The sequence below is a fragment of the Rhizobium sp. Leaf371 genome, assembly GCF_001424045.1.
Classification (GTDB): Bacteria; Pseudomonadota; Alphaproteobacteria; order Rhizobiales; family Rhizobiaceae; genus Ferranicluibacter.
This window is the reverse complement of the sequence record NZ_LMQB01000024.1, coordinates 304,811-330,428: the sequence shown is the minus strand read 5'-3', so window position 1 is coordinate 330,428 and position 25,618 is coordinate 304,811. Positions and strand designations below refer to the sequence as shown.

13 protein-coding genes are annotated in these 25,618 nt (G+C 64.3%); 3 read left to right on the top strand and 10 right to left on the bottom strand.

Going from position 1 to position 25,618, the window contains the following annotated elements:
• Window positions 1-230: 230 nt before the first annotated feature.
• A complete protein-coding gene (locus ASG39_RS15630) occupies window positions 231-1,040 on the top strand; it encodes a tetratricopeptide repeat protein (RefSeq protein ID WP_244481253.1) in 810 nt (269 codons plus the stop codon).
• Between the two features lie 122 nt (window positions 1,041-1,162).
• On the opposite strand, the gene ASG39_RS15625 is transcribed toward ASG39_RS15630, so the two are convergent.
• The 10 genes from ASG39_RS15625 to ilvD all read right to left on the bottom strand — a co-directional run bounded on the left by ASG39_RS15625 (window position 1,163) and on the right by ilvD (window position 20,945).
• Window positions 1,163-2,791, bottom strand: a complete 1,629-nt coding sequence (locus ASG39_RS15625) for an alpha-D-glucose phosphate-specific phosphoglucomutase (protein WP_062595878.1) — start codon at window positions 2,789-2,791, stop codon at window positions 1,163-1,165.
• Window positions 2,792-2,794: 3 nt separating this feature from the next.
• On the bottom strand, window positions 2,795-4,234 hold the full coding sequence (gene glgA / locus ASG39_RS15620; RefSeq protein ID WP_062595877.1) for a glycogen synthase GlgA: 1,440 nt from the start codon (window positions 4,232-4,234) through the stop codon (window positions 2,795-2,797).
• Window positions 4,235-4,239: 5 nt separating this feature from the next.
• A complete protein-coding gene (gene glgC, locus ASG39_RS15615) occupies window positions 4,240-5,502 on the bottom strand; it encodes a glucose-1-phosphate adenylyltransferase (protein WP_062595876.1) in 1,263 nt (420 codons plus the stop codon).
• A gap of 102 nt (window positions 5,503-5,604) precedes the next feature.
• Window positions 5,605-7,806, bottom strand: a complete 2,202-nt coding sequence (glgB, locus tag ASG39_RS15610) for a 1,4-alpha-glucan branching protein GlgB (RefSeq protein WP_062595875.1) — start codon at window positions 7,804-7,806, stop codon at window positions 5,605-5,607.
• Window positions 7,803-10,268 (bottom strand): glycogen/starch/alpha-glucan phosphorylase, encoded by a 2,466-nt coding sequence (locus ASG39_RS15605; RefSeq protein WP_062595874.1) that lies wholly within the window; start codon window positions 10,266-10,268, stop codon window positions 7,803-7,805. Before ASG39_RS15605 ends, glgB begins: the two co-directional genes overlap by 4 nt.
• 272 nt (window positions 10,269-10,540) lie before the next feature.
• Window positions 10,541-11,809, bottom strand: coding sequence for a pilus assembly protein (locus ASG39_RS15600; RefSeq protein WP_062595873.1), 1,269 nt, complete (start codon window positions 11,807-11,809; stop codon window positions 10,541-10,543).
• 195 nt (window positions 11,810-12,004) lie between these two features.
• Complete coding sequence (locus ASG39_RS15595; RefSeq protein ID WP_062595872.1) at window positions 12,005-12,883, bottom strand: transglutaminase family protein; 879 nt, start codon at window positions 12,881-12,883, stop codon at window positions 12,005-12,007.
• Between the two features lie 135 nt (window positions 12,884-13,018).
• Entirely contained in the window at window positions 13,019-15,481 is a 2,463-nt protein-coding gene (locus ASG39_RS15590) for a circularly permuted type 2 ATP-grasp protein (protein WP_082477281.1), read from the bottom strand.
• A 6-nt stretch (window positions 15,482-15,487) separates the two neighbouring features.
• Window positions 15,488-18,856, bottom strand: coding sequence for a transglutaminase family protein (locus tag ASG39_RS15585; protein ID WP_062595871.1), 3,369 nt, complete (start codon window positions 18,854-18,856; stop codon window positions 15,488-15,490).
• 250 nt (window positions 18,857-19,106) lie between these two features.
• Window positions 19,107-20,945, bottom strand: coding sequence for a dihydroxy-acid dehydratase (gene ilvD, locus ASG39_RS15580; protein WP_062595870.1), 1,839 nt, complete (start codon window positions 20,943-20,945; stop codon window positions 19,107-19,109).
• 346 nt (window positions 20,946-21,291) lie between these two features.
• On the opposite strand from ilvD, the gene treY reads away from it, so the two are divergent.
• A complete protein-coding gene (gene treY / locus ASG39_RS15575; protein WP_062595869.1) occupies window positions 21,292-23,925 on the top strand; it encodes a malto-oligosyltrehalose synthase in 2,634 nt (877 codons plus the stop codon).
• A gap of 99 nt (window positions 23,926-24,024) precedes the next feature.
• On the top strand, window positions 24,025-25,539 hold the full coding sequence (locus tag ASG39_RS15570; RefSeq protein WP_156468159.1) for a phospholipase D-like domain-containing protein: 1,515 nt from the start codon (window positions 24,025-24,027) through the stop codon (window positions 25,537-25,539).
• Window positions 25,540-25,618: the final 79 nt, after the last annotated feature.

The window sequence follows — 25,618 nt, the reverse complement described above, 5'->3', positions numbered from 1 at the left end:
ATGTCATCAAGGTTGGTATCCGCCGGCCGATGGTGTATTCGCGACGGATGACGCACTTGCCTGAACGAACCGCTCGTTGCGGCGTTACAGTGGCAGCCGGGGCCCAAGACCGCGGACATATGACGTGCCTGAGGCATTCTTGATTTGAGGGATCAATCTTGACATCGACTGTGACGACAGAGGGTTTCGCCGGCCGGGATGCGTCCCGCGGCACACGGCGTTCCAGCCGACTGGGCATTCTCGCAGCGCTCGGCGCCGCAGTGCTGTTGTCGGCCTGCCAGACGGATCCTTCCAATGACAGCACGCTCCAGGTCGAGCGCGCGCAGGGCTCCGAGCAGAACATCGCGTCGCTTTCGGGCGTCATCAACAATGATCCGAGCAATCCCGAAGGCTACAACGTTCGTGGCTCCGCCTATGGGCGTGCCGGCGAGTTCCGCCGTGCCGTTGCCGATTTCAACAAGGCGATCGAGCTTAATCCCCGGTTCTATCAGGCCTATGCGAACCGCGCGCTGGTCGAGCGCAACATGGGCGATCTCGCCGAAGCGCTGGCCGACTACAACACGGCCCTGCAGCTCAATCCGCGCTACGACGTCGCCTATATCGGCCGCGGCAATCTCTACCGCCAGAGCGGCCGGCTCGATCAGGCCTTCGCCGACTTCAACAAGGCGATCGAGAACGACACGACCGATCCGCGCGCCTATCACAATCGCGGCCTGATCTATCAGGCGCGCAACCAGCATGGGCAGGCGATCGAGGATTTCTCGACGGCCATCTCGCTGTCGCCGAGTTCGCCGGAGCCGTATAACGGTCGCGGCATCTCCTATGTCGCGCAGAACGACGACGACAACGCCTTTGCCGATTTCAACACGGCCATCAACCTGAACGGCAAGATCGCCGAATCCTGGGCCAACCAGGCGCTGGTCTATGAGCGCCGCGGTGAAAAGGCCAAGGCCCAGCGTTCCTACAGCCATGCCCTGCAGCTCGATCCGAAATACGAGCCCGCCCGGGCCGGCCTCGCCCGCGTGAAGGCGGCGTCCTGAGGCTCGTCCATCTCCCGACATGAACAAAAAACGCCGCTTCGAAGCGGCGTTTTTTGTTTCTGGATTGACGCTGAGGTGTCACCGGGCCTCCGCTCTTTACGGGAGGGAAGCCCGGTGAGGGATCAGGTAATGACGGTCGGCTCGGTGCGGCCGGTCCGTTCCTTGATGCCGGCCAGCGTGTCCGCGGCTTCGATCAGGTCGGCAAGGGCCACCTGCGTATCGACATCGTGCTTGGCGGCGTCGGGCTCGAAGCGTTCGATATAGACGCGCAACGTCGCGCCGGATGTGCCGGTGCCAGACAGGCGGAAGACCACGCGGGAGCCGCCGACGAACAGGATGCGGATGCCCTGGTTGTTGCTGACCGATTGATCGACCGGATCGTGGTAGGAAAAATCGTCCGCCGTCTCGATCACGAGATCGCCGAGCTTGCGGCCGGGAAGCGTGCCGAGCTGCGCGCGCAATGCATCCATCAGGCCGTTCGCGGCCGCCGAATCCACCTCTTCATAGTCATGCCGCGAATAGTAGTTGCGGCCATAGGTGGTCCAGTGCTCGCGGGCGATATCGATGACGCTTTCCTTGCGGACGGCCAGGATGTTGAGCCAGAGCAGGACCGCCCAGAGACCGTCCTTTTCGCGCACGTGGCTGGAGCCCGTGCCGGCGCTCTCCTCGCCGCAGATCGTTGCAAGTCCGGCATCGAGCAGGTTGCCGAAGAATTTCCAGCCGGTCGGCGTCTCGTAGATGCCGATGCCGAGCTTTTCGGCCACGCGGTCGGCAGCACCCGAGGTGGGCATCGAGCGGGCGATGCCGGCGAGGCCCTTGGCATAGCCGGGCGCGAGCGTCGCGTTTGCGGCGAGCATGGCGAGGCTGTCGGACGGCGTGACGAAGATGCCCTTGCCGATGATCAGGTTGCGATCGCCGTCGCCGTCCGAGGCGGCACCGAAATCGGGCGCGTCGTCGCCCATCATTTCCTCGTAGAGCGCACGGGCGTGGACGAGGTTCGGATCCGGGTGATGGCCGCCGAAATCGGGCAGGGGTACGAAGTTGAGCACGGAACCCTTGGCGGCGCCGAGACGGTTTTCGAGGATTTCCTTGGCATAGGGGCCGGTAACGGCGCTCATCGCGTCGAAGACGATGCGGAAGCCGCCAGCGAGGTGCGCGCGGATGGCCGGGAAGTCGAACAGGGTTTCCATCAGCTCGGCGTAGTCGGAAACCGGGTTGATGACCTGCACGGTCATGCCCGCGACGTCCTGCTCGCCTTCCGCGTCGAGATTGACGTCCGCGACATCGGCGATCTTGTAGGTCGTGATGGTCTTGGTGTGGGCGTAGATGGCATCGGTCACCTTTTCGGGTGCCGGGCCGCCATTGCCGATATTGTACTTGATGCCGAAATCTTCCGTCGGGCCACCGGGATTGTGACTCGCCGAGAGCACGATGCCGCCGAAGGCTTCGTATTTGCGGATGACATGGGAGGCGGCGGGTGTCGACAGGATGCCGCCGCGGCCGACGAGAACGCGACCGAAGCCGTTGGCCGCTGCCATCTTGATGGCGATCTGGATGACTTCGCGGTTGTAGAACCGGCCGTCGCCGCCGATGACCAGCGTCTTGCCCGCAAAGCCTTCGAGACTGTCGAAGATCGACTGGATGAAGTTCTCGGCATAGTTCTGCTGCTGGAACACCGGAACCTTCTTGCGAAGCCCGGAGGTTCCGGGCTTCTGGTCGGTATAGGGCGTCGTAGTCACGGTTTTCGTCATGGTTCAACCTTTCGAAAGAAGACCGGCGTAGAGCGCGGCATATCGCGTTGCACTCATATCCCAGGAGACATCGGATTTCATGCCGCGTATCTGCAGGCGCGCCCATAGTTTCGGCTGGCGCCACAGCGAAAAGACCCGGCGCAGCGCGAGCCGCAGGCTTTCCTCGGACACGGGGGAAAACAGGAAGCCGGTCGCGACATTGGCCGCCACGGCCGCCTCGTTGGCATCGATGATCGTATCGGCAAGGCCGCCCGTGCGCGCCACGACAGGCACGCAGCCATAGCGCAGGCCATAAAGCTGCGTCAGGCCGCAGGGCTCGAAACGTGACGGCACGAGAATGGCGTCGGCGCCGGCCTGCATCAGATGCGACAGCGGCTCATCATAGCCGGTGACGAGGCCGACGCGCCCGGGGTGCACGGCGGCGGCGGTCCGGAACGCGGCCTCGAGCGCCGGATCGCCAGAGCCGAGGACGGCGAGCGTGCCGTCATTCTCGACGATCATGTCGATCACGCCGGCAAGCACGTCCATGCCCTTCTGGTCCGTCAGGCGACTGACGACGCAAAAGAGCGGGCCATCCGTCGCCACGAGGCCGAAGCGTTCGCGCAAGGCATCCCGGTTTGTAGCCCGTTTCTTCAGAGTACCGGCGGCATAGAGAGAGGCGATGTGCGGATCGGCCTCGGGGTTCCACACGTCGGTGTCGATGCCGTTGACGATGCCGTGGAGATCGGCGATGCGGGTGGCGAGAACGCCCTGCAGCCCCATTCCGAATTCGGGGGTGAGGATTTCCTGGGCATAGGACGGGCTGACGGTGGTGATGGCCGTAGCCGCCATCAGCCCGCCCTTGAGGAAGGACACGTCGCCGTAATATTCGACGCCCTGAACCGAGAAGGCGTTCCAGGGTAGGGCGAGTTCCGGAAAGGTGCTGGCTGGAAACTGGCCGCGAAAGGCGATGTTGTGGATCGTCAGCACGGTCGGCACATGGGCGGCACCCCCATGCTTCATGTAGACCGGCGCCAGCGCCGCCTGCCAGTCATGGCAGTGGACGAGGTCCGGCGTCCAGTCGGGAAGGAGCCCATGCGCGATTTCGGCGGCGGCCAGCGACAGGGCTGCAAAACGGCGGAAATTGTCGGGATGGTCGATCCCTTGCGGATCGAGATAGGGTCCGCCCGGGCGGTCGAAGAGGGCGGGGGCATCCAGGACCAGAAGATCCAGGCCGTCATGATCGGCGGCCAGGATCGCTGCGGGATGGCCGAACAGCGTGTCGAAACCGCCGATCCGCTTGGTCTGCCCGATCTTCGCCATCACGGCGGGATAGCCGGGCAGCAGCGTGCGCATGCGGATGCCGTGCGGCTTCAACGCCGCGGGCAAAGCGCCCGCGACATCGGCAAGGCCGCCTGTCTTGATCAGCGGAAAGACCTCGGAGGCGACCGAAAGGACGTTCATCGCCCTCACAGTCCCAGCTTGTCGATCATCGGCTGGGTGATCAGGCAGATGCCGTTTTCCGAGCGGCGGAACCGTTTCGCGTCGAGTTCGGGATCCTCGCCCACCACGAGGCCTTCGGGGATCACGACGCGGCTGTCGATGACGACGTTCTTCAGCTGCGCATGACGCCCGATCTTGACGCTTGGCAGGATCACGGCACCGTCGAGGCGGGAGAAGGAATTCACGCGGACGCCGGTGAACAGCATGCTGCGATTGAGCGAGGCACCGGAGATGATGCAATCGCCCGACACCAGCGAGGAGGTCGCCGATCCGCGCCGGTTCTCGTCATCGTGGACGAACTTCGCCGGCGGCTTGATCTCGGCGAAGGTCCAGATCGGCCAGGTGCTGTCGTAGATGTCGAGTTCGGGCGTCACATGGGTCAGGTCGATATTGGCCTGCCAGTAGGCGTCAATCGTGCCGACATCGCGCCAGTAGGCCTCGCGCTCGAAGTCCGAGCGGACGCAGGACTCGTTGAAACGGTGGGCGATCGCCTTCCCGTGGCTCACGATGTAGGGGATGATGTCCTTGCCGAAATCGCGGCTGGAGGTCGGGTCGGCCGCATCGCGGCGCAGGATGTCCATGAGGAATTTCGTGTGGAACACGTAGATGCCCATGGAGGCCAGCGCCATTTCCGGGTTGCCGGGAATGCCCGGCGGGTCGGCGGGCTTCTCGACGAAGGCGATGATGCGGTCCTTTTCATCGACATGCATGACGCCGAAACCGGTCGCTTCCATGCGCGGGACTTCGAGGCAGCCGATGGTGACGTCGGCGCCGCTGTCCACGTGCTGCTGAAGCATCAGCTCGTAGTCCATCTTATAGATATGGTCGCCCGCCAGGATGACCATGTATTCGACGCCGTGGTCCTCGATGATGTCGATATTCTGGTAGACGGCATCCGCCGTGCCTTCGTACCACTGCGTTTCCGACACGCGCTGGGAGGCCGGCAGGATGTCGAAGCTTTCGTTTCGTTCGGGCCGGAAGAAGTTCCAGCCGTTCTGAAGGTGGCGGATCAGCGAATGGGCCTTGTACTGCGTCGCGACGCCGATGCGGCGGATACCGGAGTTCATGGCGTTCGACAGGGCGAAATCGATGATGCGCGCCTTGCCGCCGAAATAGACGGCAGGCTTGGCGCGCCGGTCCGTCAGTTCTTTCAGTCGGCTTCCGCGGCCACCGGCCAGAACGTAGGCCATGGCGTCGCGGGCCAGCGGCTGTATGCGTTTTTCCATTATATCCTCCCGATTTTGCGGTCTCTTAGCCGGTCTGCCCGCCCTCTCAAACGGGCCGACCGGCTTTATGCTTTCGTCCCGGCCGGGTGTCCGGCCCGGTCGGTTTCAGTCCTGCTCCAGCATCAGCGTGGCCAGCGGCGGCAGTGTCAGGTCCGCGCGGATCTCGCCGGACGCGGTGCGCACGGCGTGAACGACGCCGCCATTGCCCTTGCCGCTGCCGCCATAGATCTCGGCATCGGTGTTGACGATTTCGCGCCAGCGGCCCTCGGTCGGCAAGGGGATCGAGTAGACCTCGCGGTAGACCGGCGTGAAGTTCGAGATGACGGCCACGGCCTTCTGGCCCGGCGCCTTGCGCAGCCATGCAAAGACCGAGTTGTCGCTGTCGTCGGCGATCAGCCACTCGAAGCCCTCGCCCTCGCAGTCGCGCGCATGCAGGGCCTGCTTGTTGCGATAGGTGCCGTTGAGATCGCGGATCAGGCGGCGCATGCCCTGATGCAGCGGATATTCGAGCAGGTTCCAGTCCAGTCCGCGCTCCTCCGACCATTCCGCCCATTGGGCGAATTCCTGCCCCATGAACAGCAGCTTCTTGCCGGGATAGCCCCACATGAAGCCGTAATAGGCCCGCAGATTGGCGAACTTCTGCCAGTCGTCGCCCGGCATCTTGGCGACCAGCGAACCCTTTCCGTGCACCACTTCGTCATGGGACAGCGGCAGCACGAAATTCTCGCTGAAGGCGTAGATCAGGCCGAAGGTCAGGTCGTTGTGGTGGTGCTTGCGATGGACCGCGTCACGCGCGAGATATTGCAGCGTGTCATGCATGAAGCCCATGTTCCACTTGAAGCCGAAGCCGAGGCCTCCGACATGGACCGGCGCCGAGACGCCCGGCCAGGAGGTGCTTTCCTCCGCGATCGTCAGGATGCCGGGGTGGCTGCCGTAGACTTCCTTGTTCATCGTCTGCAGGAAGCGCACGGCATCGAGATTCTCGTTGCCGCCATATTCGTTCGGAACCCACTCGCCATGCTTGCGCGAATAGTCGAGGTAGAGCATGGAGGCCACCGCATCGACGCGCAGCCCGTCGAGATGGAACTTCTCCGCCCAGTAGAGGGCGTTGTTGACGAGATAGGCGAACACCTCGGCGCGGCCGAAATTGTAGATCGCCGTGTTCCAGTCGGGGTGGAAACCTTGGCGGGGGTCTTCATGTTCGTAGAGGGCTGTTCCATCGAAGGTGCGCAGGCCGTGGGCGTCGGTCGGAAAGTGCGCCGGAACCCAGTCGAGGATGACGCCGAGGCCGACCTTGTGGGCGCCGTTGACGAAACGGGCAAACCCTTCCGGCTCGCCGAATCGGGCGGTCGGTGCGTAGAGACCCGTGGTCTGGTAACCCCAGGAGGGATCGTAGGGGAACTCGCTGACCGGCAGGAATTCGATATGGGTGAAGCCCATGTCGACGCAATAGGGGATGAGCCGGCTGGCCATCTCGTCCCAGCTGAGGAAGGCACCATTGTCCCCACGCTGCCAAGACCCTGCATGCACCTCGTAGATCGAGATCGGCTGGCGGCGGGCGTCGGCAGACGCCCAATGCGCGCGGTGCGCCTCGTCTTCCCAGACCTGCGCGATTTCCGGCGTGGTGACAGAGGCCGTTTCCGGCCGCAGTTCGGAACGGCGCGCAAACGGGTCGGCCTTCAACGGCTGCAATTGCCCGTCCGGCCCGACGATTTCGAACTTGTAGGGCACGCCGGCGTGGACGTCGGGAATGAAGATTTCCCAGATGCCCGTGTCGAGGCGCAGCCGCATGACATGGCGACGCCCGTCCCAGGCATTGAAGGCTCCGACGACCGAAACGCGGCGCGCGTTCGGAGCCCAGACGGCGAAATGAAACCCGTCGACGCCCTCGTGGCGTACCGGATGGGCGCCCAGCTTGTCGAACAGGCGAAGATGGGAGCCCTCGCGGATATAGTAGTCGTCCATCGGCCCGAGAACGGGACCGAAGCTGTAGGGGTCGGTGACGGTCCAGCGTCCGCCGGCGTTTTCGGCCTTGTAGCGCAGCGGCTGTGCCTTGCGCAGGCTGACGATGCCTTCGAAGAACCCGGCATCGTGGCGAAGCGCCAGAGTGCCGAGGTCCTTGCCGGCCAGCGTTTCGACCGAGACCTGGGTGGCGCCCGGCAGGAAGCAGCGGACCACGACATCCTTGCCGACCGCGTGCGGGCCGAGGCTCGCGAACGGATTGGTATGCGTTCCCTCGATGAATGCTGCTACCTCGTCACCCGACAGATGCGCCGGCGACGAGGCCTCTTTCAGCTCGGAGGTCATCCGGCTCTCCAAATCTCATTGGCATACTGCCGAATCGTCCTGTCGGAAGAGAACCAGCCCATCCGAGCGGTGTTGCGGATGGTTTTGCCGTACCACTGGCTGGTGTCGGTCCAGATCGCGTCGACCTCGCGCTGCGCCTTGGCATAGGCATCGAAGTCGGCGGCGACCATGAACCAGTCGTGCGAGTAGATACCGTCGATCAGGCCGGCGAAGCGGCTGCGGTCGTCGGGCGAGAAGACGCCGGACGCAATCGCCTGGAGCGCCTGCGACAGCTCGCGCGACGCCTCGATGACGGCCCGGGGTTCGTGGCCGTCGCGACGCAGATTGGAAACCTCTTCAGCGGTCATCCCGAAAATCTTGATGTTCTCCTCGCCGACGCAATCGCGCATCTCGACATTGGCGCCATCCAGCGTGCCGATGGTCAGCGCACCATTCAACGCGAACTTCATGTTTCCGGTTCCGGATGCTTCCATGCCGGCAGTCGAAATCTGTTCGGACAGATCGGCGGCCGGCACCATGATTTCGGCCAGCGAGACATTGTAGTTCGGAATGAAGACGACCTTCAGCAGGCCGCGCACGGCAGGGTCGTTGTTGATGACCCGGGCAACGTCGTTCGCCAGCTTGATGATCAGCTTGGCATTGTGATAGCTCGGCGCCGCCTTGCCGGCGAAAAGCTTGACGCGCGGCACCCAGTCCAGTTCGGGATGCGAGCGGATCTGGTCGTAGAGCGAGATCGCCTCGATGATGTTCAGCAGCTGGCGCTTGTACTCATGAATCCGCTTGATCTGGATGTCGAACATCGCCGACGGATCGATGCGAATGCCCATCCGGCTCTGGACGAGCTGGGCGAGACGCACCTTGTTGTCGCGCTTGATCGAAGAAAAGCGCTCCTGAAAGACCGCGTTGTCGGCATGGGCATCCAGAGCCTTCAGGGCTTCGGCATCGTCCATGAAGTCGTCGCCGATCGTCTCGCGGATCAGCGAGAACAGCTCGGGATTACACTGCATCAGCCAGCGACGCGGCGTGATGCCGTTGGTCTTGTTGTTGATGCGCTTGGGGTAAAGCTTGTGCAGGTCGGCAAACACCGTGATCTTCATCAGATCCGTGTGAAGCGCCGAAACGCCGTTGATCGAGTGCGAGCCGACAAAGGCGAGGTTGCCCATGCGCACGCGGCGGTCGCCGCTTTCGTCGATCAGCGAGATGTTGCGCACCTGCTGGTCGCTGTAATCCGTCAGCTTGCGTGCCTCGAGCAGGATCTTCGCGTTGATCGCGTAGATGATCTGCATGTGCCGCGGCAGCAGGCGCTCGAACAGCGGTACCGGCCAGGTTTCCAGCGCTTCCGGCAGCAGCGTGTGGTTGGTGTAGGAGAAGGTGCGGCGCGCGAGATCCCAGGCCGTTTCGAAATCGACGCCGTGGACGTCCGTCAGCAGGCGGACCAGCTCGGCGACGGAGACCGCGGGATGCGTGTCGTTCAGCTGGATGGCGACCTTGTCCGGCAGGGAGGTGAAGTCGGGATATTGCTGGAGATGGCGGCGCAGGATGTCCTGCAGCGAGGCGGAGGAGAAGAAGAACTCCTGGCGCAAGCGCAGTTCCTGGCCGGCCGGCGTCGCGTCTGCCGGATAGAGAACGCGGGCAAGCGCCTCGGCCTTGTTGCTTTCGCGCAGCGCGCCGATGTGGTCGCCGGCATTGAAGGCATCGAGCAGGATCGGATCGATCGGATGGGCGCTCCAGAGGCGCAGCGTATTGGTGCGCTTGCCGCGCCAGCCGACGACCGGCGTGTCGCAGGCCGTGGCGATCACGCGCTCGGCCGGCTTCCAGACATAGCGGGTCAGTTCCTCGTCGATATTGACCGTCTCGACCGAGCCGCCGAAACCGATTTCGTACGAGCTTTCGCGGCGCTCGAACTCCCAGGGGTTGCCGTGCGCCAGCCAGGTTTCCGGCAGCTCCACCTGCCAGCCATCCGCCATCTGCTGGCGGAAAAGGCCGTGAACGTAGCGGATGCCGTAGCCGTAGGCGGGAATATCGACGCTCGCCATGCTTTCCATGAAACAGGCGGCAAGCCGGCCGAGGCCGCCATTGCCCAGCGCGGCATCCGGTTCCAGTTCGGCGATCACGTCGATATCGACACCGAAGGAGGCCAGAGCTTCCTTCAGCTCGTCCATCAAGCCGATATTGGTCACGGCATCGCGCATCAGGCGACCGATCAGGAACTCGAGCGACAGGTAATAGACGCGCTTGGAGTTGTCGGTATAGGCCTTGCGGGTGGATTCCATCCAGTTGTCGGTGATGCGGTCGCGCACGACCAGGATCGCGGCCGTCAGCCAGTCATGCGGCTTGGCAACCTTGGGGTCCTTGCCGATGCGGTAGGTCAGGCGCTCGATGATTTCCTGCGCCAGAATTTCGGCGCTCGACTCGCGGCGTGCGGCGTTCGGAATTTTCTCATTGGAGATACGGCTGACCATGGATTCGGGCTACCCTCTTGAACGTTGTTCCGACACCACCGATGGCGCATGCCGACGGAGAATTTCCGCAATGTATGCACCGATACGAAGCGCTTGCAATAAGTGTTTTCAAGAGGATGTAAAATGAACCCAGGCGGGCGGAGCAGGCATGCCGACCGCCGTCGGGCGCTCCCGGCCGAGATCGCCATGTGGTTTGCCGGTAAGCCTCGACATGCAAAAACCCGCGCGAACGGATCGCGCGGGCTCTGGCCTGTCGATTGGCGGAATTCGGGCTACTGCGTCAGCCGGACCACAAGGCTGCTGGCCTTGTCACCGATGGCCTTGAAGGCTGCGACGAGATCTTCGCTTTTTTCGGCCTGGAAGTAGTAGCTGGCATCCGTCGCGCATCCCTGCAGCAACGTCTGGCCTCGCTTGGGAGCCTTGAAGGCGACGGTGAAGACCTTGATGCCGTCATCGCGGGCCTTGTCGCAATAGAACTTCGTCGAGTCGTCGGATCGCGTCGCCTGTGCGTCGCCGGTCTTGTTCTGGAAATAGTTGTTCTCGCCATCCGTCATGAACACGATGTATTTGGTCGGCACGGCCCCGCTTTTCTGGGCATGGGCCTGTGTCTCGCTGTTCTTCGACAGATCGCGATAGGCCGAGGTGAAGGCGTCGCTCGAGTCGGTGCCGCCCGTGGCGACGAGAGCATTCACATAGGTTTCCGTGCTTGCGGTTCCCCAGGCGAGCGTGCCGGCCGCATCCTGCGCATTGTTATAGGAGACGGCGGAGGTTCTTACATAGTCCCCGTTCGGATCGGCGGTCTTCAATTGCGTGAGGAGGCTTTTGACGGCCTTTTTCAGCGTGTCGATCTTGGAGACGTAGCAGGGCACGTTCCACTTGGCTTTCGGCCAGTAGGACTCTTCGTAGATGTAGCAGCCGCCGGTCGAGGGATCGGTCGTGTCGGTCTTCCAGGCCATCGAACCGGAGCGATCGAGCACCAGCACCATCGACAGAGCATTCTTGGTTTCCGAGACGCCCTCCGACTTGCCGGTGGCGGCGAGGTTGACGACGCCGCCTTCGAAGAGGTGCGTCAGGGCATTGAGTTCGACGGCAAGCGTGGCCCCGACGCTGATGTCGTAGGCCTTGGCGCCGCTTTGGAGCGTTTTGGGATTGATCGAGATCAGCGTGTTGTCGATCAGCGCCTGATCCGCCTTGGCCTGCTTTGCGCTCGCCTCCGCCGCACGGGCCGCACCGGCCGCACTGGTGGCGCCATCCGGAACGGCGCTTGAGGTGGAGGTCCGCATCGCCAGGACCAGATAGTCGCGCGCGGTCTTCTTAGCGTCGTCAATGCTCATGTGCTTGTTGGCAAGCCCGGACGCGGCGGCAAGCGCGCCGCTGTCCACAGCAGCCTGCAGCCGGTTCTTCTGCAGGACGATATTGGTCGTGTCGATCGCGACCCCGGCACCGAAGAGAACGACGGGAAAGATCATGGCCGCCATCAGCGCGATGTTGCCGCCCCTGTCGTGCAGGCTGCGCTCGAACATGCCGAAAATGCCCGTCATCTCACTTCTCCCGCGCTCACGGCCCGTCTGACGATGGGCTCGATGTCCACCGTCGCACAGGCATACCAGCGCTTTGTTGGCAGTGACTTACGAGAGAGATTAAACTTTTACGGGGATCGAGAAAATTGGCCGCCAACCTGTCCCGGATTGCGGACAGCTGGCGCGGAACGGCACAGCCGGGAGGGAAGGACGCTGTCAGTGCACCGGGATAACGTCGACCGCCTGATCCGTCTTGTGGCTGCCATAGCTCTTCAGAACGCCGATGACCGGTGCGACATCGGAATAGTCGCGTCCATGACCGACGACGATGTGATCGGTGCCGGCAGGCACGTTGTTGGTCGGGTCGAGCTCCACCCAGCCCAGCATCTTCCCGCACCAGACGCGCACCCAGGCATGCATGGCGTCGGCGCCTTCCAGGCGCTCCTTGCCCGGTGGCGGCAGCGTGCGCAGGAAGCCACTGACATAGCCTGCGGGAATGCCGAGGGAGCGCAGCGCGACGATCATGATATGCGCGAAGTCCTGGCAGACGCCTTTCTTCAACCGGAAGGCCTCGATCGGGGTGCTGTCGACGGAGGTCGCCTTGGGATCGTATTTGAAGTCCTTGTAGATCCGCTCGCACAGGAGCCCGGCGATCTGCCGGACCGTCATGCCGGGCTTGACGATCCCGCGGGCATAGGCCGCGATCGTCGGGTCCTCGGCAAGCCGCGGGCTCGGTGCGAGGAAATGGTGCGGCGAGCCGGGTTCGAGCGACCAGACGGCGCCGATTTCGGCAGGAAAGGCGGCAAGGTCCGGCGAGAAGTCGGCGGTCGGCATTGCCGTTTCCAGCTGCACCCGCGCCTTCATGTGGATGACCAGCTCGTCATGCAGTTTTCGAAACAGAATGGACGTTGCCGGATTCTGGAAGAAGTCGAACATATCGGTTCGCTCCTCCGGCACGGGGGAGCAGGTGACGGTGCCGGCCACCAGCCGCTGGCGCGCGGGCAGGGAGAGCGGCAGGACGCGCACGATATGGCGACCGCCGGACACCGGGATCTCGTAGCTGTAGGTGATCTTGAGGCTGATATCGTAGAACATGGATCCGCCGCGCCTGTCGTCCCGCTCTTGCCGTGTGGCAGGGCCGTTCACCCACCTCTATGCCCTGTTTGGCCCCCCGGCGCATTAGAAAAGCAGCGACACGGCAGAAGCGTGCGACGCGGGACGGCGCGCCGCTCAGCTCAGATAGGTCTGGGCGAGAATGTCGGAGAAACGCTCCATTTCCTTCTCGAGATGGTCGTAGACCTCGCCGGTCATGCCCTCCGGCGTCATCACCGCCAGACCTGAATGCAGCCGCACCGCCTCGCGGTAGAAAGGCGACATCTGGCCGTTCTGATAGGCGTTCGGCAGTTGTTCGACTTCGGCGCGAATCTCGTTCAGCTGGTAGAGGATCGAGCGCGGATTGAGCGGATCGAGCGCCAGGAGGTCGGTGACCGTCAAGGGCGCCGTATTGACGTTGTAGCGGCGCCGGTGGGTCATGACGCTGTCGCCGATTTCCAGCAGCATGTCGAGCGCGCCATCCGGCGCGTCCCGGCCGGACATGTGGCCGAGCAGGCGGGTCATGTGCATGCCGCGCTCCAGATAGCGCCCGATCGACAGGAAGCGCCAGCCGGTGAAGCGGTACATGTTTTCGTGCACGAGACCGGCAAAACCTGCGAGCTTGCGCAGGAGAATGGTCATGGCATGCGTTGCGTCGTCGCCGGCCTCCACTGTCGCGCGGAACTTGCGCACCGTCTTCGACAGGTCGTTCAGGGCCAGCCAGCCATCGGCGGAGAAGCGGTCGCGGATGTTGCTTGCGGAATAAAGCGCGCTGTCGATGTTGGCGACGAGGCTGTCGGGCACCGGCTGCGCACTGTCGATGTCGAGCACCTTCAGATATTCGGACACGTTCTTCAGCAGCGGCATTTCGCTGTTGGCATTTTCGGCGAAGCGTCCGTGCCAGGCGCGCAGAATGCGGAGGGCGCCTTCCGAGCGCTCGATATAGCGGCCGAGCCAGAAGAGATTGTCCGCCGCCCGGCTCGGCAGGCTGCCGGGCATGGTTCGGATGAAGGTCTCGTCGGAGGTCAACAGCGTTGTGCGCTCGACCGGGCGGTCGCTGACGATCCAGACGTCGGCTGCGGAACCGCCGGCCTGCATGGCGATGGCGGCGGCGTCCGCGCCGCTCGAAATCCGGGCAAAGCCGCCGGGCATGACCTGCCAGCCATTTCGCGTGCGGGCGAGATAGACGCGCAGGCTCATCGGACGCGGTGTAAGCTTGCCATCCACCCAGGCGGGCGTGGTCGAGAGGGTGACGACCTCCTGGCCGACCAGTTTCTGGCCGTCGTTCTCCAGCCAGTCGCGGATGGACAGCTTGGCGTTCTCGCGCATCGAGGAGCCGAGCACCGACAGGCCGTTGTCGTCGAAGAAGGGGCGCGTGGAATAGGCCGGGCCGATGACCATCTTCTCGATGTGGCGGGCCACCTGCTCGCGCTCCGGCTTCTGCCCGCACCACCAGGTGGCGATGCTCGGGAGCAGCAGGTCCTCGCCGAGCAGATGATGACAGATGGTCGGCATGAAGGCGAGGAGGGCGCGTGTTTCGAGGATGCCCGAGCCGAGCGCATTGACGATCGACACGGTGCCGGCACGCAGTGCCGCCAACAGGCCGGGCGTGCCGATATGGGAGCGCTGGTTGAGTTCCAGCGGGTCGGCGAAGGACGAGTCCAGACGGCGCCAGAGAATGCCGATCGGTTTCAGGCCGGCGACGGTGCGCACCATCACGCGCCCGTCCACCACGGTCAGGTCCTCGCCTTCGAGCAGCATGAAGCCGAGATAGCGGGCGATATAGGCGTGTTCGAAATAGGTCTCGTTGGCAAGACCCGGCGTCAGAACGGCGATGCGGTCGTCCGGCGAACGCTTGCGCATCTGCAGGGCGTCGCGGAAGGCGACGAAGAAGCGGGCGAGACGATGGACGTGGGTCTCGGCATAGATGTCGGAAAAGGCGCGTGTCGTCGCCACCCGGTTTTCCAGCGCGAAGCCGGCGCCGGACGGGGCTTCCGTCCGATCGGCGAGCACCCACCAGTTTCCGTCCGGACCACGGCCGATCTCGAAGGACACGAAGTGCAGGAAATTGCCGTCGGCCGGCTGCACGCCGACCATGGGGCGCAGGAACTCGGCATTGCCGGCCACGAGCGCCGGCGGCAGAAAACCTTCGTTGACGAGCGTGTTCGGCCCATAAATGTCGGCCGCGATCCGTTCCAGGAGGTCGGCCCGCTGGATGAGGCCGCGCGACAGCTCTTCCCATTCGCGCTCGGCGATCAGCACCGGGATATGCGACAGGGGCCAGCTTCGCTCGGAATTCTCCTTCGTGCCATAGGCGCGATAGAAGACGCCGGCATCGCGCAGATAGCGATCGGCGCGGGCGAAGCGGTTGGCAAGCTCCGCTGCATCCATGCGGCCGATGGCGGAGACGAGATTCTGCCAGACGGGACGCACCTTGCCGTCGGCATCCACCATCTCGTCGGCGATGCCGGGCAAAGCGCGATACTCCGCGACCGGGTTGCCGGCCCGCTTCGGGTTTCCTGTGCCCGGGCCGGCGCCTGCGCTGCCGCTTGCGCCACCCTCCCTCGCCTTGATGGCCTCTGCCGTCGGCTTCTGTGTCATGTCGCTTTACAGTCCCGCAGGCCGGCGCAGGTCCAGGGTGAAGGGGAATTCCGGCGACGGGGTTTCCGGCGTCAGCGCATAGCCGCCGGCCGTGTGGCCCCAGGGCTCGAACCGCGCAAGGCGCCGCGCCTCCGCCTCGTTGCCGTTGACCGGGAACGTGTCGTAGTTGCGGCCGCCGGGATGGGCGACATGGTAGATGCAGCCGCCGATCGAGCGCCGCGACCAGGTATCGTAGACGTCGAAGGTCAGCGGCGTATTGACCGGCAGCACCGGGTGCAGCCCCGCGGCCGGTTGCCACGCCTTGTAGCGCACGCCGGCCACCGAGACGCCGTTGACGCCCGTCGGGTTGAGCGGCACGGGGCGTCCGTTGCAAGCGACCGTATAGCGGCCGGGATTGGCGGTTTCGAAGCGGACCTGCAGGCGTTCGACCGAGCTGTCGACATAGCGCACGGTGCCGCCGATCGCGCCCTGTTCGCCCATGACGTTCCACGGTTCCAGCGCCTGCCGCAGTTCGAGCTTGGCACCCTCATAGGTCACCTCGCCGCAGAAGGGGAAGCGGAACTCGAGCTGTGCCTCGAACCATTCCGGGCGGAAATCGAAGCCGTTGGCGCGCAGATCTGCGAGCACGTCGAGGAAGTCGGCCCAGACATAGTGCGGCAGCATGAAGCGGTCGTGCAGGGTCGTGCCCCAGCGGACCAGCCGGCCATCGGCCGGGTTCTGCCAGAAGCGGGCGAGAAGCGCGCGCACCAGAAGCTGCTGGGCAAGCGACATGCGGGCATTCGGCGGCATCTCGAAGCCGCGGAACTCGACGAGGCCGAGGCGACCGGTCGGGCCGTCCGGAGAGAACAGCTTGTCGATGCAGATTTCAGAGCGGTGCGTGTTGCCGGTCACGTCCGTCAGAAGGTTGCGGAACAGGCGGTCGGTCAGCCACGGAAGTGGCGGTACACCCTGGCCGGGCAGAGGCACCTGCGCCATGGCGGTCTCGAGCTCATAGAGGCTGTCGTGACGGGCCTCGTCGATGCGCGGCGCCTGGCTGGTCGGGCCGATGAACATGCCCGAGAACAGGTAGGAAAGCGACGGGTGGCGCTGCCAGTGCAGCACGAGGCTCTTCAAAAGGTCCGGGCGGCGCAGGAAGGGGCTGTCGTTCGGATTGCGCCCGCCGACCACCACATGGTTGCCGCCGCCGGTGCCGGTGTGGCGACCGTCGATCATGAACTTGTCGGCCCCCAGCCGCGACTGGCGCGCTTCCTCGTAGATCACCGAGGTGATGTCGACGCATTCCTGCCAGCTCGCCGCGGGGTGCACGTTGACCTCGATGACGCCGGGGTCGGGCGCCACGCGCATGACGTTGATGCGCTCGTCATGCGGCGGCGCATAGCCTTCGATATGAACGGCAAGGCCGAGGTCGCTGGCGGCGGTTTCGGCCGCGGCGATCAGGTCGAGATAGTCCTCGACCCGCTCGACCGGCGGCATGAAGATGCAGAGGCGACCGTTCTGGGGCTCGACCGTGATCGCGGTGCGCACGGCGCCGCCGATTTCGGCGAGCACCTGCTCGTTGCGGTCCTGCTGGGCTTCGGCGGCTTGGAAAGAGGCCTCCGCCATCGCCCGGTCCGGCTTTTTGGCATCGGCAGCACGATCCGGGCCGACGGGAAAGTCCGGCAGAGGGGTGCGCGGAATCGAGGGGTCGGCCTCGTGGATATAGGGAAACTGCGACGGCGGGATGTAGGGCAGGGCGCCGAGCGGGATGCGGTAGCCGACGGGGCTGTCGCCGGGCACGAGGAAGATCTTGCCGCGCCGCGTGCGCCAGCGCTCGCTCATCCAGCGGCGACCGGCCGCCTGCCCGCCGGAGGCCTGCGCGTTCCAGGCCTGCACCGGCAGGACGAAGCCGGTGGGCACCGTCAGGCCGCGCTCGAAGACGCGGGCGATGCGGCTGCGTTCCTCGGCATCCTTCAGCTTGGAATTGGAGGGATCGACGTTCTCGGGCAGGCTGCCTTCCTTGATGATCCATTCCGCCGGATCCTCGTAGGCCGGCAGGACCATGTCGGGCTCGATGCCGAGCGCCACGGCGATGCCCGTCAGGAGCTTTTCGGCCTCGTCCGGTCCGGCCTTGGTATCGACGTCCTCGCGCGCGACGAAATCCGGATTGCGCCAGATGGGCACGCCGTCGCGGCGCCAGTAGAGCGAGAAGGTCCAGCGCGGCAGGCTTTCACCCGGATACCATTTGCCCTGGCCGTAATGGAGGAAGCCACCGGGCGCGAAGCGCTCGCGCAGGCGCCGGATCAGGTCGTCGGCCTTGGCGCGCTTCGTCGGGCCGACGGCATCCGTATTCCATTCGCCGGATTCGAAGTCGTCGATGGATACGAACGTCGGCTCTCCACCCATGGTCAGGCGGACGTCGCTTTCGGTCAGCGCGGCATCCACCTCATGGCCGAGCGCATTCAGCGCATCCCAGCTTTCGTCGGAAAACGGCTTGGTGATGCGCGGATGTTCGGCGACGCGATCGACCCGCATCTCGAAGGCAAATTCGGTCTTCGTATCGGGATCGCCGGAAAAACCGCCGGCGATCGGCGCGGCATTGCGATAGTGCGGCGTGGCCGACAGCGGGATATGGCTCTCACCGGTCAGGAGCCCCGACGTCGGATCGAGACCGACCCAGCCGGCGCCGGGCAGATAGACCTCGCACCAGGCATGCAGGTCGGTGAAATCGACGTCCGTGCCGGAAGGTCCGTCGAGCGCCTTGAGGTCGGGCGCCAGCTGGATGAGATAGCCGGATACGAAGCGCGCGGCGAGGCCGAGATGGCGCATGATCTGGACGAGAAGCCAGCTGGAGTCGCGACAGGAGCCGAGCGCCTGCGTCAGCGTTTCCTCCGGCGTCTGCACGCCGGGTTCCATGCGGATGACGTAGTTGACGGCCTGCTGCAGGCGCATGTTGATGCCGACGACGAAGTCCACCGTGTTCATCGGCGTCCGGTCGAGACCGTCGAGATAGGCCTGAAGCGCAGGGCCGGCCGGCTCGGGCTGGCTGTAGATGGCCAGGTCTTCGCGAATGTCCTCGGGATAGTCGAACGGCCAGGTCTCCGCGCTTTCCTCCACGAAGAAGTCGAACGGGTTGTAGACGGTCATGTCCGCGACGAGATCGACCTCGATCTTGAACTCGGTTACCGGATCGGGAAAGACGTAACGCGCGAGATAGCTGCCATAGGGGTCCTGCTGCAGCGTCACGAAATGATTGGCGGGCGTCACCTTCAGCGCGTGGCTCAGCACCTTTGTCTTGGAATGCGGGGCCGGCTTCAGGCGGATGACCTGCGGACCGAGGCGGACCGGTCGGTCGTAGGTATAATGCGTCAGATGGTAGATGCTGGCTTTGATCGACATGCGGTCCCCTCGATGACGGATGGTGGCCATCACGCCCGGACTGTGTGCAATGCAACGAAATAAAGCAAGGCTGAAAAATCGGCAGGACATCCGCAGGGACGCGACCGGGACCATGCGCGGTCTCGCCTGCCGCGGCGCGCCGTCGGGTCAGACGTAAGTCATAGATTTCGCAATCGCTCGTCACCGATGGCGGCTGGCGCGGGATGTCGGGTGCCGGGCCTGCGGTCGGCTGCAGGCCCGGCCGCGTCCGTTACTCGGGCAGTATGCGGACGGCGCCGCGGTCGGCCGAGGTTGCGAAGGCGGCATAGGCCTTCAGCGCTGTCGTTACCTTACGCTTACGTTCTTCCGTCGGCTTCCAGCCATTGGCGTCCTGTTCCGTGCGGCGCAGCGCCAGTTCGTCCTCGGAAACGCGCAGCGAGATCGTGCGGTTGGGAATGTCGATGTCGATCATGTCGCCTTCGCGCACGAGGCCGATCAGGCCGCCATTGGCCGCTTCCGGCGAGACATGGCCGATGGAGAGGCCGGACGTGCCGCCCGAAAACCGCCCGTCGGTGACGAGCGCGCAGGCCTTGCCCAGGCCCTTCGACTTCAGGTAGCTCGTGGGGTAGAGCATCTCCTGCATGCCCGGGCCGCCCTTCGGGCCTTCGTAGCGGATGACGACGACATCGCCGGCGACGATCTGGTTGGAGAGGATCGCCTTGACGGAGGCATCCTGGCTTTCGAAAACGCGGGCAGGCCCGGAGAATTTCAGGATCGACTCGTCCACGCCGGCCGTCTTCACGATGCAGCCGTCGAGCGCGATATTGCCCTTCAGCACGGCGAGGCCGCCATCCTTGGAGAAGGGGTGCTGCGCGTCGCGGATGACGCCCTTTTCGCGGTCGAAGTCGAGCTCCTTCCAGCGGGCGCTCTGGCTGAAGGCGACCTGCGTCGGCACGCCGCCGGGGGCTGCGGAAAAGAGTTCGAGCGCGGCGGGATTGTCGGTGACGGCGATATCCCACTGCGACAGCGCATCGCCGAGCGTCTTTGCATGCACGGTCGGCAGGTCGGCATTGATGAGGCCGGCGCGGTTCAGCTCGCCGAGGATCGCCATGATGCCGCCGGCGCGGTGCACGTCTTCCATGTGGACGTCGGCCTTGGCCGGGGCGACCTTGGAGAGGCAGGGCACCTTGCGCGAGAGCCGGTCGATGTCGTCGAGGTCGAAGTCGATCTCGCCTTCGTAAGCGGCAGCCAGAATGTGCAGGACGGTATTGGTCGAACCGCCCATGGCGATGTCGAGCGCCATGGCGTTCTCGAAGGCACCCTTGGAAGCGATCGTGCGCGGCAGCGCGGTTTCATCGTCCTGTTCGTAGTAGCGCTTGGTCAGGCCGACGATGCTGCGGCCGGCTTCCAGAAACAGTTTTTCGCGATCCGAATGCGTGGCGAGCGTCGAGCCGTTGCCGGGCAGGGACAGGCCGAGCGCTTCCGTCAGACAGTTCATCGAGTTTGCCGTGAACATGCCGGAGCAGGAGCCGCAGGTCGGGCAGGCCGAGCGCTCGATGGTCTGCACGTCCTCGTCCGACATCTTGTCGTCCGCCGCAGCCACCATGGCGTCCACGAGGTCGAGCGCATGGATCTTGCCGTCGGACAGCAGCACCTTGCCGGCTTCCATCGGCCCGCCGGACACGAAGATGGTGGGGATGTTGAGGCGCAACGAGGCCATCAGCATGCCGGGGGTGATCTTGTCGCAGTTGGAAATGCAGACCATCGCGTCGGCGCAATGGGCGTTCACCATGTACTCGACGCTGTCGGCGATGATCTCGCGCGAGGGCAGCGAGTAAAGCATGCCGTCATGGCCCATGGCGATGCCGTCATCGACCGCGATCGTGTTGAATTCCTTGGCGACGCCGCCGGAGGCCTCGATCTCGCGGGCAACCAGCTGGCCGAGGTCCTTGAGGTGCACGTGGCCCGGCACGAACTGGGTGAAGGAATTGACCACGGCGATGATCGGCTTGCCGAAGTCGCTGTCCTTCATGCCGGTGGCGCGCCACAGGCCGCGGGCGCCGGCCATGTTGCGGCCGTGGGTGGTGGTTCTGGAGCGATAGGCTGGCATGGCGTTTCCTCGAGGCGTTTTGTGAGGATCGGGCGGGGCCTGATATTCGCTTGGGCGCGACGTCCGACGACAGTTTCGGGGCGTCCTAGCGCAAAACCGACGTCTCGTCACGGTCTACCTGCGGCAATCCGGTTCGCCGGCATCAAGTTTTCGCGCAATATTTCCTTCGTACCTGCAAAAGAGTTTGCTCACGCAGCGCGAATGGCGGGAACCAATGGGCGGGGATGCCTGTTGATGCAGCGCCCGCACGAGGCTCCGTCACCTTGGCGCCCTCCTTGGCGCCCACCTTGGCGGCAGGATCTTCGCGCATCCCGTCCGCACCGCTCCAGAAGGCAGGTCCTCCACGATGACAGTTCCGATCGCCACCTATCGGCTCCAGTTCCGCAACGGCATGACCTTCGACAAGGCCATCACGCTGATCGACCACTGGAAGGCGCTCGGCATCAGCCACCTCTATGCCTCGCCGATCTTTTCCGCGACGGATGGGTCGACGCATGGCTATGACGTCACCGACCCCAACGCGTTCGACGCAGCCTTGGGTGGACGCGAGGGCTTCGATCGGCTGGCGGCGGCCCTGAAGGCGGCCGGCATCGGCCTGATCCTCGACATCGTTCCGAACCATATGGCGGCCTCGCTTGAAAACCGCTGGTGGCGGAGTGTGGTCGAGTGGGGCGAGCAGAGCCCCTATGCGCATTACTACGACATCGACTGGTCCCGGCCCTTGACGATCGTCGAACTGGGCAAGAGCTTCAACGAGGCGCTTGACGATGCCGAGATCGAGATCCGTCTGGACGAGGCCGCCGGCAATCTCGCGCTCGGCTATTACGAGAGCAACATCCCGCTCCATCCTTCAGGCTACAGTGCGGTGCTGGACGGAGCTCCGGGAACGCTCGGGGCGAAGATCGTCGCCCTTGCCGCATCCGCCTCGGCACAGGAGGACGATGCCTTTCACCACACGATGCACACATTGATCGCCGGCAGCTCGGAGGCTGACCGGAAGGCGCTTGCATCCTTCCTCGCCGGCCTGCCGGTCGAACGGGTCAAGGCGGCGCATGAGGCGCAGGCCTTCCGGCTCGTGCACTGGAAGACGGCGGCGAGCGATCTCAGCTATCGCCGTTTCTTCGAGGTTGCGGGCCTTGCCGGTCTCCGCGTCGAGGCGCCGGATGTCTTCGAGGCGGCACATCGGCTGGTGCTCGACCTCGTCCGCGACGGCACGGTCGATGGGTTGCGCATCGACCATGTCGATGGACTTGCCGATCCGGAAGGCTATCTGAAGACCCTGCGCGACGCGGTCGGTCCCGATGTCTATCTCGTGGTCGAAAAGATCATCGAGGAGGACGAGCGCGTGCCGGCAAGCTGGCCCATCGCAGGAACGACCGGCTACGAATTTATCGCGGCTCTGGCGCATCTCTTCGTGGATTCGTCGCAGGCAAAAGCCTTGGACGCGGCCTATGCGGATTTTGCCGGGGGTCGGGACTACGCGTCGATCCTGAGGGACGCCAAACAGCTGATGCTCGACCGCAATTTCGAAGGCGAGATAAAGCGGCTCGTGGCTCTGGCGGGGTCTTCCCTAGGCAAGGCATATGAGGCCGAGACGCTGGAAAAGGCGCTGAAAGCGCTCATCACGGCGTTTCCCATTTACAGAACCTATGGCACGCGGGAGGCGCTGGGCGCCGACGATCGCAAGATCCTCGACGGTGCGGCGGAGGAGGCGGCGGGCACGCTGTCCGCCGACAGCCGCAAGGCGCTCGATGCGATCATCGCCGTGCTTTCCGGCGCGACGGAAGGCAATGCGTTCGAGTTCCGCAGCCGGTTCCAGCAGGTAACCGGGCCGATCATGGCAAAAGCCATGGAGGATACGGCGTTCTACCGCTACCACCGGCTGCTCGCGCTCAACGAGGTTGGCGGCAATCCGGCCGAAGAGGAGATGTCGGTGGCGCACTTCCATGCCGCCATGCAGCGCCGGGCAGCCGAGCAGCCGCAGGCGATCACCACCACCTCGACCCATGATACCAAGCGCGGCGAAGATGCGCGCGCCCGGCTTTATGCCCTCAGCGAGGCGCCCGGTGTCTGGGCGCAAGCCGTGGCGCGCTGGCACGACATGAATGCCGGCCTGATCGCGACGCTCGACGATGGCCCGGCACCGGAGCCTGCGGTCGAATGGGCTCTCTACCAGGCGCTGGCCGGTGCCTTTGAAGAGACATCCGCGACACCGGACGCCGGAGCGATCGAGGCTCTCAAGGAGCGCTTTTCCGCCTATGTGGAAAAGATGCTGCGCGAGGCGAAGGAGCGCAGCGACTGGTCCGACGTCAACGAGGACTATGAAGGTGCCGTGCAGGCCTTCGCCGCAGGGCTTCTTTCGCCGGATAACAAGGCATTTCTGGACGATTTCGTTCAGACCCTGCAGCCCTTCGCGCGCGCCGGCTTCGTCAACGGGCTGACCCAGACGCTGGTGAAGATGACGGCACCCGGCGTGCCGGATGTCTATCAGGGATCGGAACGTGCCGATTTCAGCCTGGTCGATCCGGACAACCGTCGCATGCCGGATTATCCGGCAATGGCGGCACGTCTGGAAAAAACAGATGGCTTTCCGTTCGATGCCGAGGCGCGCGCGTCCGGTCAGGCGAAGATGGCCCTCACCGCCCGACTGATTTCGGCGCGCCGCGCTGCGCCGGGTCTGTTCGAGGATGGCGACTATCAGCCGCTGGAGATTTCCGGCGAAGCGTCCGGCAGCGTGGTGGCCTATGCGCGCCGCTCGGGCAACACCGCCGCCATCATCGTTGCGCCGTGCAAAGTGCTCGGGATCCTGGAGAAGGGTGACATCGGTCGCGCTTTCGATGCGATCCGGGTGTCATTGCCGGAGGATCTGGCGGGCCGTTCCTACCGGAATGTTCTGCAGGGCGGGGCGATCGACGTGGGACGAACACTGGATCTGCGGGACGTACAGGGTGCGCCTTATGTGCTCCTGATCACGGAATAGTTGTCGGGCTTGACGACGCCTTCTGGAACTTTTCGGCATTCGTGGCGTTTGGTAACGCCACGAAGTTTGGCCTTGAAGAACCGGTCGGGGGATTTGCACGTGTATCATGTCGGCCAGGAGAATGACGGCGATCCTCGTAACGAGCATTCTTCGGGCGGCAGCGAGACGGCCATCATCCGGATCGGCGAGAATGCCTGGCGTCGTGAGATCGCGGACAAGATCGCCTTCATGATCGACGGCAAGGCCTATTTCCAGACGCTGGACCAGGCTTTGCGGCTTGCCTCCCGGCGGATCTGGATCATCGGCTGGGATTTCAGCCCCGACATTCGCCTGACGCCGGAAGACCCGGAGAGCCCGACGCTCGGCAACCTGCTTCTCTCCCTGGTCGAGGCGAAACCGGAGCTTGAGATCCATATTCTCGTCTGGGCAATGGGGCCGATCTATTCCGGCAAGTCGCTGAAGCTCTTTCGCAAGAAGGGCTGGGCGAGCCATCCGCGCATCCACCTGAATTTCGACACCCATCATCCGCTGCGCGGCTCGCACCATCAGAAGATCGTCTGCATCGACGACACGACGGGCTTCATCGGCGGGATCGACCTCACCGCGCGGCGCTGGGACGATAGCGATCACCGGCCCGGCAACCCGCTGCGCGTGACGCCGGACGGCGAAGCCTACGAGCCGGTGCACGACATGCAGGCTGCCGTTTCCGGACCCGCCGCCCGCATGCTGGGCGATGTCTGCCGCGAGCGCTGGTTCTACGCGATGGACGAAACGATCGCGCCTGTCGAAGGAATGGCGACGGCCTGGCCGGAAGCGCTTGCGCCGGCTTTGACCCAGTGCCCGGTCGCGATTGCCCGGACGACACCGGCAACGATCGGCAACGAGGGCATTCACGAATCCATCCACATGCTGACCGATGCGCTGAAATCGGCGCAGCGGGTCGTCTATATCGAAGCGCAATATCTTGCCGCCTTCGGCATTGCCGATATCCTGATCGAACGGCTGTCGCGGCCCGACGGGCCCGAAGTCCTGATCATCGTGACGAGGATTTCGCATGGCTTCATCGAGAAGGTGATGATGGGCACCAATCGCGACCGCCTGATCCGCCGCCTGAAGCGCAACGACCCGCATGACCGGCTGCGCGTGATGTATGCCGTGGTGCCGAGCGACGATGAGGACGGGCAGCAGGAGGTTCTGGTTCACTCCAAGCTTGTCATCATCGACGATCGCTTTCTTCGGCTCGGTTCGTCGAACCTCAACAATCGCTCCGAAGGCATGGACACCGAAGCCGACATGGCGATCGAGGCCGTCAACGACGAGCAGCGTGCTGCTATCGCCGATGTTCGTTACCGACTGCTCGCCGAGCATCTCGACAGCACGCCGGACGCGGTGCGGGAGGCGATCCAGCGTCTGAACTCTCTGCATGACGGGGTGGAGTCGCTGAACACCGCCCGACGGGGCCTCAGGCATTTCGATATCGATCTGGCGGAGGGCGAGGAAGATCCGCTGCCCGGCACCGATATCGTCGATCCCTCCGGGCCGATCCATCCGATCGATACGCTGCGCCGCGGTGCGAGCGCGATTGCCAGCCGCATTTTCGGCAGCACGACCTGATCGTCCGTTTCCCGGAGCGATCTTCCGGGCACCGCACGTCTCATGCGGTGCGCCTTCAACATCCTATGCAGTGGAGACG

Coding starts and splice junctions, on each gene's coding strand:
- ASG39_RS15625 (WP_062595878.1), bottom strand. CDS start 2,791: ATGACGAAAACCGTGACTACGACGCCCTATACCGACCAGAAGCCCGGA.
- ASG39_RS15595 (WP_062595872.1), bottom strand. CDS start 12,883: ATGTTCTACGATATCAGCCTCAAGATCACCTACAGCTACGAGATCCCG.
- ilvD (WP_062595870.1), bottom strand. CDS start 20,945: ATGCCAGCCTATCGCTCCAGAACCACCACCCACGGCCGCAACATGGCC.
- ASG39_RS15605 (WP_062595874.1), bottom strand. CDS start 10,268: ATGGTCAGCCGTATCTCCAATGAGAAAATTCCGAACGCCGCACGCCGC.
- treY (WP_062595869.1), top strand. CDS start 21,292: ATGACAGTTCCGATCGCCACCTATCGGCTCCAGTTCCGCAACGGCATG.
- ASG39_RS15585 (WP_062595871.1), bottom strand. CDS start 18,856: ATGTCGATCAAAGCCAGCATCTACCATCTGACGCATTATACCTACGAC.
- ASG39_RS15600 (WP_062595873.1), bottom strand. CDS start 11,809: ATGACGGGCATTTTCGGCATGTTCGAGCGCAGCCTGCACGACAGGGGC.
- ASG39_RS15590 (WP_082477281.1), bottom strand. CDS start 15,481: ATGACACAGAAGCCGACGGCAGAGGCCATCAAGGCGAGGGAGGGTGGC.
- glgB (WP_062595875.1), bottom strand. CDS start 7,806: ATGACCTCCGAGCTGAAAGAGGCCTCGTCGCCGGCGCATCTGTCGGGT.
- glgA (WP_062595877.1), bottom strand. CDS start 4,234: ATGAACGTCCTTTCGGTCGCCTCCGAGGTCTTTCCGCTGATCAAGACA.